The sequence below is a fragment of the Peribacillus sp. FSL P2-0133 genome (assembly GCF_037975445.1).
In the GTDB taxonomy this organism is placed as follows: domain Bacteria; phylum Bacillota; class Bacilli; order Bacillales; family DSM-1321; genus Peribacillus; species Peribacillus simplex_E.
Map to the genome: position 1 here is coordinate 2456824 of NZ_CP150254.1, position 18091 is coordinate 2474914.

The 18091-nt window shown below is 42.9% G+C and carries 19 protein-coding genes; 18 read left to right on the forward strand and 1 reads right to left on the reverse strand.

The genetic code is table 11. The features are described from left to right. Positions 1–3: 3 nt before the first annotated feature. The 11 genes from MKY17_RS11765 to MKY17_RS11815 all read left to right on the forward strand — a co-directional run bounded on the left by MKY17_RS11765 (position 4) and on the right by MKY17_RS11815 (position 10209). Positions 4–1116 (forward strand): cobalt-precorrin-5B (C(1))-methyltransferase, encoded by a 1113-nt coding sequence (locus MKY17_RS11765; protein WP_098371852.1) that lies wholly within the window; start codon positions 4–6, stop codon positions 1114–1116. Beyond that, entirely contained in the window at positions 1100–2314 is a 1215-nt protein-coding gene (gene cbiE / locus MKY17_RS11770; RefSeq protein ID WP_098372007.1) for a precorrin-6y C5,15-methyltransferase (decarboxylating) subunit CbiE, read from the forward strand. The genes MKY17_RS11765 and cbiE overlap by 17 nt, the downstream gene beginning before the upstream one ends. Beyond that, complete coding sequence (gene cobI / locus MKY17_RS11775) at positions 2307–3014, forward strand: precorrin-2 C(20)-methyltransferase (RefSeq protein WP_098371853.1); 708 nt, start codon at positions 2307–2309, stop codon at positions 3012–3014. Before cbiE ends, cobI begins: the two co-directional genes overlap by 8 nt. Beyond that, a complete protein-coding gene (gene cobM / locus MKY17_RS11780) occupies positions 3011–3787 on the forward strand; it encodes a precorrin-4 C(11)-methyltransferase (RefSeq protein ID WP_098371854.1) in 777 nt (258 codons plus the stop codon). The genes cobI and cobM overlap by 4 nt, the downstream gene beginning before the upstream one ends. Further along, on the forward strand, positions 3784–4908 hold the full coding sequence (locus tag MKY17_RS11785; RefSeq protein ID WP_339201947.1) for a cobalamin biosynthesis protein: 1125 nt from the start codon (positions 3784–3786) through the stop codon (positions 4906–4908). Before cobM ends, MKY17_RS11785 begins: the two co-directional genes overlap by 4 nt. Positions 4909–4923: 15 nt before the next feature. Beyond that, a complete protein-coding gene (locus MKY17_RS11790) occupies positions 4924–6318 on the forward strand; it encodes a cobyrinate a,c-diamide synthase (protein WP_098371856.1) in 1395 nt (464 codons plus the stop codon). Positions 6319–6353: 35 nt separating this feature from the next. Beyond that, positions 6354–7163, forward strand: coding sequence for a uroporphyrinogen-III C-methyltransferase (gene cobA / locus MKY17_RS11795; protein WP_098371857.1), 810 nt, complete (start codon positions 6354–6356; stop codon positions 7161–7163). Further along, on the forward strand, positions 7142–7705 hold the full coding sequence (locus MKY17_RS11800; RefSeq protein WP_098371858.1) for a nitroreductase: 564 nt from the start codon (positions 7142–7144) through the stop codon (positions 7703–7705). The genes cobA and MKY17_RS11800 overlap by 22 nt, the downstream gene beginning before the upstream one ends. A 14-nt stretch (positions 7706–7719) precedes the next feature. Further along, entirely contained in the window at positions 7720–8256 is a 537-nt protein-coding gene (locus tag MKY17_RS11805; protein WP_098371859.1) for a cob(I)yrinic acid a,c-diamide adenosyltransferase, read from the forward strand. Positions 8257–8269: 13 nt separating this feature from the next. Next, positions 8270–9787, forward strand: coding sequence for a cobyric acid synthase (locus MKY17_RS11810; protein ID WP_098371860.1), 1518 nt, complete (start codon positions 8270–8272; stop codon positions 9785–9787). 149 nt (positions 9788–9936) lie between these two features. Next, positions 9937–10209, forward strand: coding sequence for an HU family DNA-binding protein (locus MKY17_RS11815; protein ID WP_098371861.1), 273 nt, complete (start codon positions 9937–9939; stop codon positions 10207–10209). A 517-nt stretch (positions 10210–10726) separates the two neighbouring features. Here MKY17_RS11815 and MKY17_RS11820 read toward each other — a convergent pair. Next, the gene (locus MKY17_RS11820) at positions 10727–11512 is read right to left on the reverse strand and encodes a protein kinase (protein WP_311609721.1); all 786 of its coding nucleotides are present in this window, start codon (positions 11510–11512) and stop codon (positions 10727–10729) included. 259 nt (positions 11513–11771) lie between these two features. On the opposite strand from MKY17_RS11820, the gene MKY17_RS11825 reads away from it, so the two are divergent. Genes MKY17_RS11825 through MKY17_RS11855 form a run of 7 tightly spaced genes read left to right on the forward strand, consistent with a single transcriptional unit; the run spans position 11772 to position 18090 of the window. After that, a complete protein-coding gene (locus MKY17_RS11825; protein WP_098371862.1) occupies positions 11772–12239 on the forward strand; it encodes a flavin reductase family protein in 468 nt (155 codons plus the stop codon). 11 nt (positions 12240–12250) lie between these two features. Beyond that, positions 12251–13732, forward strand: coding sequence for a 4-hydroxyphenylacetate 3-hydroxylase N-terminal domain-containing protein (locus MKY17_RS11830; protein WP_098371863.1), 1482 nt, complete (start codon positions 12251–12253; stop codon positions 13730–13732). Between the two features lie 31 nt (positions 13733–13763). Continuing rightward, a complete protein-coding gene (locus tag MKY17_RS11835) occupies positions 13764–14513 on the forward strand; it encodes an IclR family transcriptional regulator (protein ID WP_098371864.1) in 750 nt (249 codons plus the stop codon). 38 nt (positions 14514–14551) lie between these two features. Continuing rightward, the gene (locus tag MKY17_RS11840) at positions 14552–15112 is read left to right on the forward strand and encodes a 3-hydroxyanthranilate 3,4-dioxygenase (RefSeq protein ID WP_098371865.1); all 561 of its coding nucleotides are present in this window, start codon (positions 14552–14554) and stop codon (positions 15110–15112) included. Beyond that, positions 15097–16143, forward strand: a complete 1047-nt coding sequence (locus MKY17_RS11845) for an amidohydrolase family protein (protein WP_179891083.1) — start codon at positions 15097–15099, stop codon at positions 16141–16143. The genes MKY17_RS11840 and MKY17_RS11845 overlap by 16 nt, the downstream gene beginning before the upstream one ends. Next, a complete protein-coding gene (locus tag MKY17_RS11850) occupies positions 16106–16567 on the forward strand; it encodes a RidA family protein (protein ID WP_098371867.1) in 462 nt (153 codons plus the stop codon). The genes MKY17_RS11845 and MKY17_RS11850 overlap by 38 nt, the downstream gene beginning before the upstream one ends. A gap of 47 nt (positions 16568–16614) precedes the next feature. Next, complete coding sequence (locus MKY17_RS11855; protein WP_098371868.1) at positions 16615–18090, forward strand: aldehyde dehydrogenase; 1476 nt, start codon at positions 16615–16617, stop codon at positions 18088–18090. Position 18091 lies beyond the last annotated feature (1 nt).

Sequence of the window (18091 nt, forward strand, 5' to 3'; positions counted from 1 at the left end):
ATCATGGAAAAGAAAGTAAAAAAAGACCCCTCACAAATGCGTCATGGGTATACGACAGGGGCATGTTCGACTGCCGTGACTAAAGCGGCATTGACTGCATTGATCACGGGGGATGCACTTGAGGAAGCCACGATTTCCTTGCCCATCGGGCGAGATGCCACTTTCACTATTGAGAAATATGATATATCGGAAAATGCGGTTAGTGCTGAAACGATCAAAGATGCCGGAGATGATCCCGATGCCACCCATCTGGCACATATTATCTCTACTGTCAGCTGGTCTGATGCACCTGGGATTATCCTGGATGGGGGGATAGGTGTGGGTCGTGTGACCAAACCCGGGCTTCCTGTTCCTGTAGGAGAAGCGGCCATTAATCCTGTACCGCGCAAAATGATTTTAACCACTGTGAAACAAACATTGGAAGAATTTAAGATCAATAGAGGAGTGAAAGTCGTCATTTCCGTGCCAGCAGGTGAAGAAATAGCGAAAAAAACATTAAATGGCCGCTTAGGGATTGTGGGGGGCATTTCTATTTTAGGAACAAGGGGCACTGTCGTCCCTTTTTCCAGTTCAGCCTATATGGCAAGCATCGTCCAGGCTATCAGTGTCGCCAAAGCGAGTGGGTGCGAGCATCTTGTCTTAACTACTGGCGGGCGCAGTGAAAAGTATGCGATGGGCCTTCTCCAGGATTTACCTGAGGAAGCCTTTATTGAAATGGGTGACTTTGTGGGCTTCTCACTTAAGCAATGTAAGAGGCAAGGAATTAAAAAGGTATCATTGGTCGGCATGATGGGGAAATTCTCCAAAGTGGCCCAAGGTGTGATGATGGTGCATTCAAAAAGTGCGCCGGTCGACTTCGGTTTTCTATCGGAAATAGCCCAAAGCGTCGGAGCTGAAGATGATCTTGTTCTTGAAATCAAGAATGCAAACACAGCGTCACAAGTCGGGGACATGATGTCAGCGATAAATAATTTTGATTTTTTTAATAAACTATGTGAATCCTGCTGTCACTCTGCCATAAAGCAAGTGAAGGGCGGAATTGAAATGGAAACGGCGATTTATTCGTTGAAAGGACAATTACTGGGAAGGGCTGTTGGAATTGAGTCAATCGATTAAATTAATCGGGATAGGGGATAACGGTCAGGAAAGCTTACTGCCCCAATATGCCCAATGGATAGAAGAAAGTGAAGTGCTGGTCGGAGGTGAGCGGGTCTTATCGTTTTTCCCGAACTATACTGGCAAGAAGATTGTCATAAAGGGCGGTTTGAAAAAGGTGGTGGAACAACTGCAGGATGAAACTCGTCCAACAGTTGTCTTAGCTTCCGGTGACCCATTGTTTTATGGAATGGGAGGCTATCTTTCTAGCAAAATCAACATAGAGGTTTACCCATATTTCAGTTCAATTCAGCTTGCTTTTGCAAAAATGGGTGAAAGCTGGCAAGATGCCTTCCTAGTTAGTGTTCATGGCCGCAGTATGAAAGGGCTGGCCCAAAGGATTGATGGAAAAGCGAAAGTAGCTTTGCTTACTGACATCGAAAATAGTCCAAATCAACTTGCTAAATATCTCATTTCATTCGGAATGACTGAATACCGGGCATTTGTGGCTGAAAATCTTCAAGGAGAAACCGAAGACTCTGGCTGGTATGAACTTGAAGAAATGATGGAGCGGGAATTCTCCCCGTTGAATGTCGTCATTTTGAAAAGAAAATCAGAAGGTCCAAGCTGGTCCTTGGGGATAGAAGATGAAGAATTTTCGCAGCGTAAACCGGATAAAGGCCTCATAACCAAAAAGGAAATTCGGGTATTAAGCCTGCATGCGTTGAAACTCCGGAAAAACAGCACCGTTTGGGATGTTGGGACGTGTACGGGCTCAATGGCAATTGAAGCGGCCAAGCTTGCATCCGAAGGCCAAATTTTCGCAATTGAAAAAAATGAGCCTGATTTAGATAACTGTTATTTAAACCAGCGTAAATTCCGTACTGATATAACTGCTATTCATGGAAAAGCTCCGCAGGGACTGGAAACTTTTCCGGATCCTGATGCAATCTTCATTGGAGGGACTGGCGGCGAAATGGTAGATCTAATCAGTACATGCTGCAAACGGCTAAAAGAAGGCGGCAGGATCGTTCTAAATGCTGCGACGATTGAGAATCTTTACCGGGCTAATGAGGCATTTGCTGAAGCTGGTTTTCACACTTCCATCATGCATGCCCAAATCTCCAGAAGTAAGCCAATATTGGGAATGAACAGATTTGTTCCGCTTAATCCGGTGTATATAATTACTGCACAACGAAAGGAAGACATGAATGAGTAATCTTGGTACATTATATGGCCTTGGCGTGGGCCCGGGCGATCCAGAGCTTATTACAGTAAAGGCATTTCGCGTGATTCAGGAATCTCCGGTCATTGCGTATCCAAAAAAAAGAAAAGGGAGTAAAAGCTACGCCCATCGCATTGTTGAAGTTTACATTCGTCCTGAAGAGAAGGATATGCTGGGACTAGTTTTTCCGATGACGAAAGATCAAGCGATTTTGGATCGGGAATGGAACGGAACGGTTGAAAAAGTTTGGCAAAAATTAAATGAAGGTAAAGATGTTGCTTTCGTTACGGAAGGCGATCCGCTTTTATATAGTACGTTCATACATATGATGAAATTGATGCAGGAGTTGCATCCCGAAGTAGAAATCAAGACAGTCCCGGGCATTTCTTCGTTTAATGGGTCAGCGTCAAGGCTGGGCATCGCTTTGGCTGATGGTGATGATCATGTTGCGATAGTTCCTGCAAGGGATGACTATGAAGCGATGAAGAAGGCGATAGAAGATCATGATGCAGTTGTGTTCATCAAAGTCGCAAAGGTCATCGATTTAATGATTACCGTTTTAAAAGATTTGGACTTACTTGAAAAGGCCTCGGTCGTAACCAAAGTCACTTCGGATGAAGAAGTGATTTGGAAAGTGAGTGAATTGGAAGGACTTGAACTAGAATACTTAACATTGATGGTGGTGAGAAAATGAAGATATATATTGTAGGTGCTGGCCCGGGTGACCCGGATTTGATTACTGTAAAAGGATTGAACATTCTCCAAACGGCTGATGTGATTTTATATACGGATTCATTAGTGAATGAAGAATTGATTGCAAAGGCAAAACCCGAGGCCGAGGTGCTAAAAACGGCTGGAATGCATTTGGAGGAAATTGTTGGCATCATGGTTGAGCGTGTTAAAGAAGGAAAGATGGTTGCTAGAATCCACACAGGTGATCCTGCCATGTACGGTGCAATCATGGAACAAATTGTCCTTTTGAAGAAAGAGGGTATTGGTTATGAGGTGATCCCTGGCGTAAGTTCGGTATTCGCCTCAGCAGCGGCAATAGGAGCAGAGCTGACCATCCCTGATTTAACTCAGACACTCATATTGACGAGGGCTGAAGGACGTACGCCTGTTCCGGAATTTGAGAAGCTACGTGATTTGGCAAGTCACCACTGTACGATTGCCCTCTTCTTGAGTGCGACCTTGACCAAAAAAATCGTTAAAGAACTCCAGGAAGCCGGTTGGAAGGATGATACTCCGGTAGCAGTCATTCAAAGGGCAACATGGCCGGACCAAAAAATCGTTCGTACCACGTTAGTGAACTTGGATGATGATATGCGTCAAAATGGTATCCGCAAGCATGCGATGATTTTGGCTGGATGGGCGTTAGACCCTACCATTCATGATAAAGATGAATACCGTTCCAAATTATATGATGCGAGTTTTACCCACGGTTTCAGAAAAGGTGTTAAGCCATGATCATTGAACTGAAAGAAGCGGAACTTGCTCCCATTAAACGGTCTCATACTTATGCGATCGTGGCGATTACAAAGCATGGTGTCGAGCTGGCACGAAAATTACATACCGCTTTTTCGAATTCCGATCTATATTACATGAGCAAGTTTGAAAAAGGGGACGAAGAGCATAAACAGATCCAGCTTTTTTCGGGCAGTGTCCGTATGCTATTACCAGCTTTATTCAAGGAATATAAAGGAATCATCTTAATTATTTCACTCGGCGCAGTAGTCAGGATGATTGCACCAATTTTGAAGGATAAGAAAACGGATCCGGGTGTCGTTGTCATTGATGATAAAGGGGAAAATGTTATCAGTGTACTGTCAGGGCATCTGGGAGGAGCGAATGAACTGACTAAGGAAATTGCTGCAGCCCTTGACGCAAGAGCTATAATCACCACCGCTTCAGATGTACAAAAAACGATTCCTGTCGACTTATTCGGCCAGCGCTTCGGCTGGATTTGGGATTCTGCAGAAAAATTGACGCCAGTAAGTGCGTCCGTTGTAAATGAAGAGCATGTTGCCGTTGTACAGGAATCAGGTGAACGGAATTGGTGGACTTATGAAACGGCATTACCTGAACGGATAATCGTATATCCATCCATTGAAGAAGCGCTTCACGCAAAGCCGCAAGCAGCGCTGGTCGTAACTCACCGTATTCTTAGCCAGTCGGAAAAGAGGATCCTTGAAAATGGGATCGTATATCGTCCAAAAGTCATTGCTCTCGGTATCGGGTGCAATAGGGGAACAGCGGCAGCTGAAATTGAGCAGGTGATTGCAGAAACACTAGCGGAATTATCATTTTCCCTAAAAAGCGTTAAAGCGATCTGTACAATTTCCTTAAAGAAAGACGAAATCGGCTTGATTGAAGTGGTCGAAAAATATGGCTGGGAATTCGTGCATTTTGAACCGGAAGAGCTTAATCAAGTTAAAATCGAAGCGCCATCAGAAACAGTATTTAAATACACGGGTGCATATGGTGTAAGTGAACCGGCTGTGAGGATTTATACTAAAGCTGAACAATTGGAGCTGGTTAAGAAAAAATCGGGGAACGTAACCATTTCAGTGGGGATCATTCCTTTTTAAGGAGGGAGAAGTAATATGAACGATAGAAGATTGGTAATTGCGGGTACCGGAAGCGGTGTCGGTAAAACGACATTGACCATCGGAATCATGGCAGCCCTCCAGAAGAAAGGCTATACTGTGCAAGGGTTTAAATGTGGTCCTGACTATATTGACCCTACTTATCATACAGCCGTTACAGGACGGATTTCACGCAATCTTGACAGTTGGATGTTCGAACATGACACTGTCCGAGAAATTCTTACCAAAGCAGGTACCGGAGCTGATATATCGATCATCGAAGGAGTCATGGGCTTCTTCGATGGCAAAAGTCCTTTATCCAATACAGGATCGACGGCTGAAATCAGCATCATCACGCAAAGCCCTGTCCTGTTGGTAGTCAACTGTGCCAGCATGGCACGGAGTGCAGCTGCCATCGTAAAAGGATTTCAGGACTTTTCGACCGGTCCGGACATCATTGGTGTAATTGCCAATCAAGTGGGAAGTGAAGGGCATTACAAAATTGTCAAATCAGCCATTGAGCAAGAGTGTGATGTACCGGTGCTGGGTTATATGAAGCGGGAAATGGATATTGATATTCCAAGCCGTCATTTGGGTTTAATTCCTGCTATTGAACGCGGGGAACTAAATCCGTTTTTCGATAAGCTTGCACAATTAGTCATGGAAACGATCGATATCGATCAGTTGTACCGTTTATCCAAGACAAGCTCCGTTTCCAGTGGAAACTCAAATATATTTCAACCCCAAAATGAAAAGGAAGTGTGCATTGCCGTCGCAAAAGATGCAGCCTTCAATTTTTATTATCAGGAAAACCTTGAGTTGCTTGAAGCATTTGGGGCGAACATCAAGTATTTTTCTCCATTAAAAGGGGATGAAGTTCCATTGGATGCTGATGGTTTATACCTTGGAGGCGGTTTTCCTGAGGAATTTGCAGCTGAACTTTCCGGTAACGTGGGTGCTATCAAATCTATCAGAAGCTCCATTGAAAAGGGGATGCCGACTCTAGCGGAATGTGGCGGTTTCATGTTTTTGAGCAAATCGATTGAAACAACTTCCAAAGAAACGCATCAGATGGCAGGTATTATACCGGGCAGGATTAAAATGCAGAAAAAACTTGCAGCACTTGGGTATCGAGAAATTACAGGAACTCCAGGCAATTTTTTGATCAATGAAATGGAGCAGGCAAAAGGACATGAATTCCACTACTCGACATTCGAAGCGGATGATGATCTTACACATGCTTATGAAGCCAAAGGCAGATTCGGTTCGAAACAAGAGGGGTGTGTATTGGGTAACCTTGTTGCTGGGTATACTCACTTTCATTTTGCTTCCAATCCAACACTTGCAAAGAACTGGATCGATGCTTGCTTAAAACAAAAAAACAGATCTGCCCATGAAACTATCAACAAGTAAAAGATATTTTACGAAGATTAAGAGGAGGCGCGAGCATGAAACCGGGAAAAGTTCATCTGGTCGGTGCGGGTCCCGGAGATCCGAAACTGATTACGGTATATGGACTGGAATGTATCCAAAAGGCGGATGTCATTGCATATGACAGGCTTGTCAATCCAGAATTATTAACTTATGCAAAAGAAGATGCAGAACTGGTGTATTGCGGGAAATCACCAGGGAAACATCATCTCATTCAAAATGAAATACATGAACTTTTAGTGGAAAAAGCCTTACAGGGGAAAAACGTTACCCGTCTGAAGGGTGGAGATCCGTTTGTCTTTGGGCGGGGCGGTGAGGAAGCAGAGATACTGGCTGCTAACGGGATTGAATATGATATCGTCCCAGGAATCACAGCGGGAATCGCAGCACCGGCTTATGCGGGCATCCCGGTGACCCACCGTGATCATGCCTCAAGTTATGCGATTGTGACAGGCCATGGCCGTGATTACAAGGGGCAGGATAACCTGAATTGGCAGGCATTGGCTCAGGGCATCGATACCATCGCCTTTTATATGGGAATAGGTAATATGCCGTTTATCTGTGAAAAATTGATGGAGCATGGCAGGGACGGCAATACGCCAGTGGCTGTCATTGAATGGGGCACGACTGATAAACAAAGGACGATTACCGGTACTTTGAATTCGATTTCTTTGAAGGCTATAAAAGAAGAAATTCAAAATCCATCAATCTTTCTAGTAGGGGATGTCGTCCAATTAAGAGAAAAAATCCAATGGTTTGAAAGAGTGATTGATTCAAAGTCCATAATTGAAGGGAATGAGTCGGAATGTCCATCATTCAAGAATTGAAGGAACGCAGGGCAATAAGGAATTACGAAGAAAAAGAAGTGGAAGACCAAAAAATCAGGCAGCTATTGGAAGCGGCTACCTATGCCCCTAACGACCGATTGCGTGAACCTTGGAGTTTTTATGTAATCAAGGGAGAAGCGAAGCACCGTTATGAAAGATTGGCAGAAAGGTATTTACATGAACGCTTCCCGACCAAACCAAAATTGATTGAAAGTTCACTGGAAGTTGTAAAGACGACACCGCTAATAATTGTCGTGACTGCCGATATTTTGCCTGATGATCCAGATTCATCCGAAGACAATGTATTTGCTTCTTGTTGTGCCGTTCATTCGATGTGGCTTGCCGCAAAAGAACTTGGTCTCGGCTTCGTTTGGCGCACTAGAGGAGTGGGTCTTGTCAGGGATGAACGCCTGCACGAATTTATCGGTTCACCGGAAAACAAAAAAGTGATCAGCACCATTTTTGTCGGATACCCTAAAGGCGATCAACCGGTTCCTGCTACTAAAAGGACTTCATACATAGAAAAAACAGTTTGGCTATGAAGGTAGGTGAGTGAGTGGCACGCAGAGGATTAATGCTTATTTATACAGGAAACGGGAAAGGGAAGACGACTGCCTCATTAGGGGTGACTTTGAGGGCAATCGGCAGAGGAATGAATGTCAAATACCTTCAGTTCATAAAATCTCCAGAGCGTACATATGGGGAAGCATTGGCTTTGAAAAAATTAGGAGTTGAAATGGAGCAGCTAGGTATTGGTTTTACATGGACCAAAACTCCAGAAGAGCATCGCAACGCATTATCGTTGGCTTGGGAAAAGGCGAGACTGGCCCTTAGTGATCCCGGCATTGATTTACTTGTTTTGGATGAGTTGAACAATGCATTGGCGATTTCCAAATTCCCGATTGAAGATGTCTTGCCATTGACTGAAGTCATCGATGCGATTCGAAATCGTCCCGCTCATATGCATGTAGTCATTACCGGCAGGGATGCCAAGCCAGAGCTTATGGAAATGGCCGATTTGGTTTCAACGATTGAGGCGACCAAGCATTATTATGACGAGGGCATCGGCGCTGTCAAAGGATTAGAGTTTTAAGGGGGTGAGCGTAATGAAGGCACGATCCATCATGATACAAGGGACGTCGTCTGATGTAGGGAAAAGTTTGATTTGTACGGCATTTTGCCGGGTATTTTCCAATAAAGGATTACGTGTCGTCCCATTCAAATCACAAAACATGGCTTTGAATTCTTATGTAACCTTGGATGGCGGTGAAATCGGACGGGCTCAGGGAGTACAGGCGGAAGCAGCACGGATCACGGCAACGACCGATATGAATCCGATATTACTGAAACCTAAGCAGGATATGGTTTCGGAAGTCATCGTGCACGGAAAGCATTTTCTTGATATGAATGCAAAAAGCTATCGGTCCCAATTTGTCCAGGAAGCCATGCCCATCATCCGTAAATCGGTCGAAAAACTTCAAGAAGACTATGACATCATCGTACTCGAAGGGGCAGGAAGTCCGGCTGAAATTAACCTTAAGGACCGGGATATAGCGAATATGCGAATGGCTAAACTCACGGATGCGGCTGTCATTTTGGTGGCCGATATTGATCGTGGTGGAGTATTTGCGTCCATCATCGGCACACTTGCTTTATTGGATCAAGATGAACGAGATAGTGTAAAGGGGATCATCATCAATAAATTTCGTGGCATGCGTGAATTGTTGGACGATGGCATTGAATGGGTCGAAAAGGAAACCGGGATTCCGGTTCTCGGGGTGCTGCCCTATCTTGACGTGAATATTGAAGCGGAAGATTCACTTGCCCTCTCTTCCTTGCGTTTTAAAAAACCTAAAAAGGCTGAGTTTCCGATCGATGTAGCCGTCTTGAGATTTCCACGGATCTCCAATTTTACAGATGTGGATCCTTTTTTTGATGAACCCGGAGTAGGTGTCCGCCTAGTAAGCAGTGTCCATGAGATAGGTAATCCCGATCTGCTTATTTTGCCTGGTACAAAAAACACGATGGAAGATTTAAAGTGGTTGAATCGTATGGGGATGGATCGGGCCATCAATGAATTGCGGAAACAAGGAACGATGATATTTGGCATATGCGGCGGTTTTCAAATGCTAGGGACTAAACTTTTCGATCCTGACGCGGTCGAAGGTGACGGTGAGAACGCAGATGGGCTCTCGCTTCTTCCGGTGGAAACCGTATTTCAAGCAGAAAAGAAAACGGTACAAATGGAAGGTGTCCTTTCTGCCGGGATAATGGAAGGTCAAATGAATCTTAACGGTTTCGAAATACATTTGGGCAGAACGACATTGAAGTCGCAAGTAAGGCCCTTTCTTTTATTGAAGGATGGAAGAGAGGATGGAGCCATTTCCAATGACAACAAAGTAATGGGAACATATCTTCATGGGATATTCCATAATCGCTTGTTCACTAGATTACTAGTTAACCAAATTCGACGGAACAAGGGGTTGGAAGAAGTGAAGGAAAACGTCCAAAGCGACTCGGAGCGTAGGGAGGAAGCGTACAATCTCTTGGCATCCCATTTGGAGGAAAACATTGATATGGATACCATCTATCAATGGCTGCAGCTGGAAACTGCAGAAAATTAATGTTAATCAAAGCCCTTTTAACTTCAAAAAAGATCAATTTAGAGCTACAATTCCTTTTATTTAGCCATAATAAGTGACAGAGGCATACAAGATATGTTATGTTGTCTTCTCTACATACTTTATACAAAATAAAAGGATGAGGTGTTCATATGAATAAAACAGAATTAGTGAGCAGTGTTGCAGCACAAGCTGAACTGACAAAAGACGAAGCAAAAAAAGTTGTGGATGCATTGTTTGAAACAATCACGGCTACACTTGCTAAAGAAGAAAAAATCCAATTAGTTGGTTTTGGTACATTTGAAGTGCGTGACCGTGCTGCCCGTACAGGAAGAAACCCGCAAACTGGCGAAGAAATACAAATTGCAGCTAGTAAAGTACCTGCTTTTAAAGCAGGTAAGGAATTAAAAGAAGCTGTAAAATAAATGATGAACGAAGAAAAAACCTGGCGATGCAATGTTCGCCAGGTTTTTTCTGTTTACTTTACTTTCAATTAACCCGGTTAATCTTTAATGGAAAGATAAAAAACGGTTTGTCATCTGGTGAGGCAAGATATTTTTTTGAAAAGGCCATTAAGCGTCTCTTTAATTGGTTGTTTTTTATAGGCCATTTTTCATTTGATCAACTATGAAATATGCCGACTCCATGAAAAAAATAAGCAGTAATGGAATGTAACACAAATGAAAAAAAATTATAGTACTTATTAATAAGGTTTATACTGTGACTATGTTAGGCTAAATGAATAACCAGCTTTAAAACCAAAATAAAAGAGGTGAAATAAATGCTGAAGAAAATAATGAAAAAAATCAAACAACTTTCCCAAGGAAGCAGTGAGCGAAGACATGGTCATTATCGCCGAGGCAGCAGCAGCAGCCGAGGGTATAAAAGGTATCCCATGAGTGGAAGTGACCGCTACAAGAGAAAGGGGCGTGGCAGCAGCAGCTAATTCAATTTCTTTGACTTCAATGCAGCCTGCAGGTCCATTGAGATTTCTTTAATATCTGAATAAGGTTCTTGGATGCTTAATAACCTTTTCAGTATATGCACGGTTTCTTTTTCTAACGAAAGCTCTTCTGTCCAAGGAAGAGCCTTTTTACTTTTGGAAGCGTATGTCGTATAAAGTACATATAGAAGTATTTCCCCCAAGTCGTAAAAATCCTGCCTTTTCAGCTGTAAAACGGAGTCTTTTGCGAGATCGGCCGAATTGATCATTTTGGACAAACCAAAGTCTATCAAAATGGGCTGATGGTTCTTAAGTAAAATATTTGGAATACGTAAATCTTGATGGCAAATGTCATGGTCATGTAGATAAGATACTAAACCGGCCAGCTCATCCAGAAAAAATAGAGACTCTTTCTCATTGAACGTTAATTGATTCAAGAAAATATGGTCTTCTAAATTATCCCCTTCTATAAAATCCATCACAAAATATACATTTCCGTCATGTGAAAATTTCTCGTGAAATTTGGGGATGTTTTTGTGGTTTAACTTTCGTAATATGGAGATTTCATTTTCAAACTGTCTCAGTTCTTTTTTGCTGCGGCGTTTACTTTTCCGGAGCTGCTTGATCACTTTATTTTCATTCATTTTCAAATCATCGCAAAGGTAAACAATACCGTAGCTTCCTGTACCGATTACAGTTTTCACCTCGTAACGGTCATTCAAAACCACTCCTTTTTTAAAAGGAATATCCACAAAGAATTGGTAGATCTTTCTTAAGGAACGCAAAATTGAAACTTCCCTCACCACTTTCATATATTCGAGTCGAAAAAGACCATTATTCATTAAGCTGGAATTATGAATGATCATGGATAGTTTAACACTGATTTTTGGTAATGCGGTAATGAAAGTCTTTTTTACGATAATTCACAATTAAAAAGAGCTATTAAAAAAATTTCCTTAAATTTCATATTATGAAATTATATGATTTTTAAAATTATTAAGTTTACTATAATGAATTCATAATAAAAGAGTAGGAGGTGAAAAGATGGATGGGCGTGAGTTAAGAAATTGCTTTGGTAAATTCCCAACCGGAGTCACAATAGTGAGCTGGTTTGATGGGAAAGTTCAAAAGGGCATTACTGTGAATTCATTCACCTCGGTTTCCTTGGATCCCCCGCTTGCTTTAATTTCGATTCATAAAGAAGCAAAAGCCTGCACTAGCTTGAAAGATAAATCTTTTACCATTAATATTTTGTCGGATGAGCAAGAATCCATTGCATGGCAATTTGCGGGCAGTAAACAGGACACACTTGGAATTGACTGGGATAACAAGGGGATTACGCCAAAAATAAATGGAAGTGTTGCCTGGATGGAATGCAAACCATGGAGAGAGTTTGAGGCTGGTGATCATGTATTGTTCATCGGTGAGATCCAGGAGTTACATTTCGAAGATTTGGAAGCGCTTACTTTTTATCAAGGGAATATGGGGTCTGCTAAACAACTTGTAAAATGAGGGGGATTCTTATGGGCATTAAAACCGGTGAAGAATATATTAATAGAATTAAATCGAGAAAGCCAGAAGTCTGGCTTGGTGGAAGAGTGGTTGAGGATATTTATAATGAGCCAATTTTTAAGCAGCCGATACAAGAAATTGCGAAGTTGTATGACATTCAACATGACCCGGAATATCAAGATGAAATCACCCACATTTGCAAAGAGACTGGTGAACGTGTTAACAATGCTTTCTTATTCCCGAAGACATCGGAGGATCTGCAAAAAAGAAGTAAATTATTTGAAGTGTATGCAAGGATGACATATGGGCTAATGGGGAGAACGCCTGACTTTTTAAATGTCGTGGTCACTTCCATGGCACATAATTCCTGGTTTCTTGATAAATACAACAAAGACTGGTCTAAGAACATCAAGGATTATTATGCCTATATTCGTGACAATGATTTATTCTTGACGCATGCAATCATTAATCCTCAAAATGATCGAAGCAAGCAATCTCATGAACAAAAAGAAACATATACCCACCTAGGGACTGTTGAGGAAAGAGAAGAAGGGATACTTGTTCGGGGTGCAAAGATGTTAGCAACGCTGGCACCGATTACAGATGAGGTGATTATCTATTCTTTCCCAGGATTCACACCAGGGGATGAACGTCATGCGGTAGCATTTGCACTGCCGATCGATACGCCTGGACTGCGCATAATCTGCCGGGAACCAATGCAGGACGGAACACGCTCGATGTTTGACCATCCACTGGCCTCCCGCTATGAGGAAATGGATGCCCTGCTTGTATTTAATGATGTTCTGGTTCCTTGGAATCGTGTCTTCTTATACAACAATGTGGAGGCGGCAAACCGCTTGTATCCAATGACGGGAATCGCTGAACAGCCTGCTCACCAATCAGGCGTGCGTGGATATATTAAAATGGCATTTGCCGTTGAAGTCGCTTGTAAAGTGGCAGACTCTATCGGAGTCGATGGATTCCTGCATGTACAGCGTGATTTGGGTGAACTTGTTCAATCTGTGGAAGTCATCCGTTCACTGCTTCGGGTAGCGGAATATGAGTACACGATTAATGACTACGGTGAGGCCCGGCCAAATCCGGATGCATTGGAAACGATTCGCGGTTTCCTTCCGGAGATGTATCCACGTGCCATAGAGGTTATCCAGACCATTGGAGCTGGAGGGCTGTTGATGTCTCCGACAGGGGCCGACTTTGATAATCCCGAATTGCGCATTGATCTCGATAAATATTATGGAGGACGTAGCGGGGTTTCAGCGGAAGAGCGCGTTCGCGTGTTTAAACTTGCTTGGGATTTATGCGGGGAAGCGTTTGGACAGCGCCTCCTTCAATACGAGCGCTATTACACGGGAGATCCAGTACGGAAAAGAGCCATTTTTTATAATAAATATAAGAAAAACAACAACTTTAACATGGTTGATGAAGTGCTTAACAAACCGATGCAAGTAGCCATAGATGCGGTTAACCAGTAATTTTAATAGTTGAATGGGGAGGGGGGCCGTCATGATTTCGTCCGTTGAGAAGCTTATAAAGATACTTGATTTATTCACTAATGAAGAACCCGCACTTGGAAATAAGGAAATAGCTGAAAAATTGAATATGAGTCCAAGCTCATCTCATCATCTAGTGAAAACGATGTGCAAGGAAGGGATGCTGATCCAAGGCAAAGATCGAAAGTACCGGCTTGGATGGAAGTTACTTGAGTGGAGCAGTAAAGTCATGTATCAGCAGGATATTCATTATGAGGCAGGTCCAATTATCAGTAATCTTGTCCTGCAATTTAAAGGTAATTCTCACATCGGTATGTTTCACGAAGGCGAAGTCAGGTTTGTGATGAAAATGTCGTCCCCTCATGCCGAGCATATGACCACATATATAGGAGCAAGAAAACCAGCTCATTGTACGAGCAGCGGGAAAGTATTACTTGCCTTTAACCCATCCTTTATTCAGCCTACGCTTGCAAAAGGGCTATTGAAGCACTCAACTAACACGATTACTTGCATCAACCAATTGAATGAAGAATTAAAGGACATCCGCAAACAAGGATTTGCGATTAGTGATGATGAAAATGATTATGGTTTATATGGCGTTGCAGCACCCATTAAATCCTATAATGGCCAAGTTATTGCAGCACTTAACCTTGTCGGGGATCGAAATTATATGATTGGGAAAGAAAAAACGAGAATTATTCAGTCTGTAATACGATCGGCACAAATGATTTCAAAACAAGTAGGTTATATGTCGTTAATGTGAATTTTCGGACTATTAAGAAAAATGGAGGTAGTTTATTTATGAAAGGATATGCTCAATCTTCAAAATTACAGGCTAGATCATTAAATCTAATAAAAGTTATTGAAGACAATAAAAATTTATTGAAACCGCCGGTTAATAACAAAGTGCTTTGGGAAGATTCCGAATTCATTGTCATGCTTCTTGGTGGTCCGAATTATCGGCGTGATTTTCATGTAGACCCTTCTGATGAGTTGTTTTATCAGATAAAAGGCTCCTGCTATGTAGAATGCATCAACCAAAGCGGGGACCGTGAAGTAGTGGAGGTGAAAGAGGGGGAAATGTTTATGCTGCCCGCTGATGTACCTCATTCTCCTCATCGTGTATCTGATACTTACGGCATTGTCATAGAGCGCAAGCGTGCTAAAGATGAGCTTGAAGATTTTGTTTGGTTTTGCGGGAATTGTAACCATGAGATGTACAAAGTTACGATCCAATTGACGAATATTGAGGTCCAGGTGAAAGAGGCGATCGAGGCTTTCAACGGAAGTAAGGAACTTCGCACCTGTAGTGAATGCGGTCATGTTATGTCAGAAAACGTTGAGGCTTGGAAATGCGAATAGATTTTCATACACATATTCTTCCGTTGGACCTGCCAGACTTAACCGGTAAATTTGGTCAGGGACGCTGGCCAGTGCTAGAGCAGAAATGTTCTTGCGGGGCGGATATCATGGTAAGCGGAAAACTGTTCAGGAAAGTGACTGACCAGGTATGGGACCCTGAAAAACGCATTCAGGATATGGATGCGGAAGGAGTCGATATGCAGGTGCTCTCACCGGTGCCAGTGACATTTTCATACTGGGCGCCAATTGACCAGGCGCTATACATGTCCCAGCTCCAGAATGATTTCATTGCTGAGACTGTGAACAGGTATCCAGACAGGTTCATCGGTCTCGGTACTGTACCGCTTCAGGATTTGAAAGTGGCAATCAGGGAAATGGAACGCTGTAAATTTGAGCTTGGTATGGCGGGAATCGAAATCGGTACTAACGTAAATGGAGAAAATCTGGATTCTCCTGTTTTATTGGAATTCTTCCAAATGGCTGAAAAGTGGAATGTCCCACTGTTTATACACCCATGGGAGACAATGGCAAAAGACCGAACGGAACGGCATAACCTCATGTATACAGTGGCGATGCCGAGTGAAACGGCATTGGCGGCAGCAAGCATTTTATGGAGTGGCGTCATGGAAAAGTTCCCGGATCTGAAAATCTGTTTTGCACATGGCGGAGGCTCATTTCCATATATTTTACCGCGGATCGATCAGGGATGGGAAGTATGGCCTGATTTAAGAAAAACATCAATGCCGCCAAGCTACTATGCGCAAAAGTTTTATTTCGATTCACTGAACTATGATACCCGGAATATTCAGTATCTGATTGACCGTTTTGGATATAAGAAAGTGCTGATGGGTTCCGACTATCCATTTTTATTGAGAGAAAAGCCCCCAGGTCAAGTAATTGATGACACTCTAAATCTATCAGATGAAGTGAAAGCGAATCTTCTAGGGAGAAATGCACTGAGGTTTTTAAATTTGGAATCACGAGGGGAGAAGCATGGAAAAACAGATAAAAGCACCCGAACAAGTCCTTGAAGAACTTGGAATCATGCTTGAGCCGCCAAGGGAAGCGGTCGGCAACTACGTTAGCCACGTCCGGGTGGGAAATTTGATTTTCACATCCGGACAAGGTGTTGATGAATATCACGGCAAGCTTGGCAAAGAGCTGACGGAAGAGGAAGGGTATCAGGCAGCGAGGCAGTCAATGATTAATCTTCTAAGGGTACTGAAGGATGAGCTTGGAGAACTATCCAGAGTGAAGAAGGTAATCAAAATTCTCGGAATGGTTAATTCAGCCGAAAATTTCACAGGACAGCCCAAAGTATTGAATGGCGCATCAGACCTGCTTGTGACCGTATTTGGAGAGAGGGGTAAACATGCTCGGTCAGCAGTGGGAATGGCCCAGCTTCCAAATAACACTGCAATTGAAATTGAAATGATTGTGGAAATACAAGATTGAGGCACTTGAAATGAGCGGGTGTCTCAATAAAGGGAGAGGGATGTTTCATGCAAGCAGCAAAAGATAGCATAAATACAACTAAATCAATAGATTGCCGTCACTTTATTAACGGGGAATTCCTGAATCCAGATCAATCCAAGACTTTTGACAATATCAATCCCGCAACGGAAGAAATACTTGGATGGGTTGCAGAAGGAGGTAAAGAGGAGGTGAATCAGGCTGTTTCTGCAGCAAGACATGCGCTTAAAGGTCCTTGGAAATCTTTTACCGATAATGAACGCTCTGCGGTTCTAAGGCGAATCGGCGATCTCATTTTGGAAAAGAAAGAAGAACTGACAATGTTGGAGACCCTTGATACAGGGAAACCATATAGCCTTGCACTGGAAATGGATATCAAGCGTTCAGCTCACAATTTCCACTTTTTTGCGGACTATATCACTACACTTGGTAATGAATCCTTCAATCAGAACAACATTGCACTTCATTATTCCATTAGGCGGCCCGTAGGAGTGGTAGGAATGATCAATCCTTGGAATTTACCTTTGCTATTGTTGACATGGAAATTGGCACCATGCCTGGCAGCTGGCAATACAGCGGTTATGAAACCGGCTGAACTGACGCCGATGACAGCGACAAAGTTAATGGAGATTTGTAAGGAAGCGGGAGTTCCCGATGGAGTTGTCAACCTTGTGCATGGATATGGTGTAAATTCAGCTGGGGCTGCTCTAAGTGAGCATCCGGACGTCGATGCGATAACATTCACTGGGGAAACAAAAACGGGAACGGCGATTATGAAAGCTGCAGCGCCCACGTTGAAAAAAATCTCTTTTGAACTGGGCGGGAAAAATCCGAATATTGTGTTTGCAGACTCGAATCTTGATGAAGTAATCGAAACGACATTGAAATCAAGCTTCATGAACCAAGGTGAAGTTTGTTTATGTGGATCACGAATCTATGTTCAGCAAGGATTGTATGACGAATTCCTGGAAAAGATGGTCGCGCGAACAAAAAAATTAAAAGTCGGGGATCCGTTTGATTCCGAAACGGAAGTAGGAGCTGTAATAGGAAAAGAACATTATAAAAAAGTGATGAGTTACATTGACCTGGCGAAAGAAGAAGGAGCGAAAATATTAACTGGAGGAAGAAGAGCCGGACAGTTTGAAAAGGGTTTTTTCATTGAACCGACAATTATTGCAGGAGTTACGCGTGAATCCCGTTGTGTACGGGAAGAAATTTTTGGTCCTGTGGTAACGGTCATGCCTTTCGAAACGGAAGAAGAAGTACTGGAGCACGCAAATGATACTCATTACGGACTGGGGGCAACGATCTGGACCAATGATTTAAGGAGAGCGCATCGTGTCGCTTCTAAAATAGAGGCGGGAATTATCTGGGTGAATACCTGGTATTTGCGTGATTTGCGCACACCTTTTGGTGGTATGAAGCACAGTGGCATCGGCCGTGAAGGCGGGTCTCATAGTTTCGAATTTTACAGTGAACTGTCTAACGTCACGATTAAATTATAAA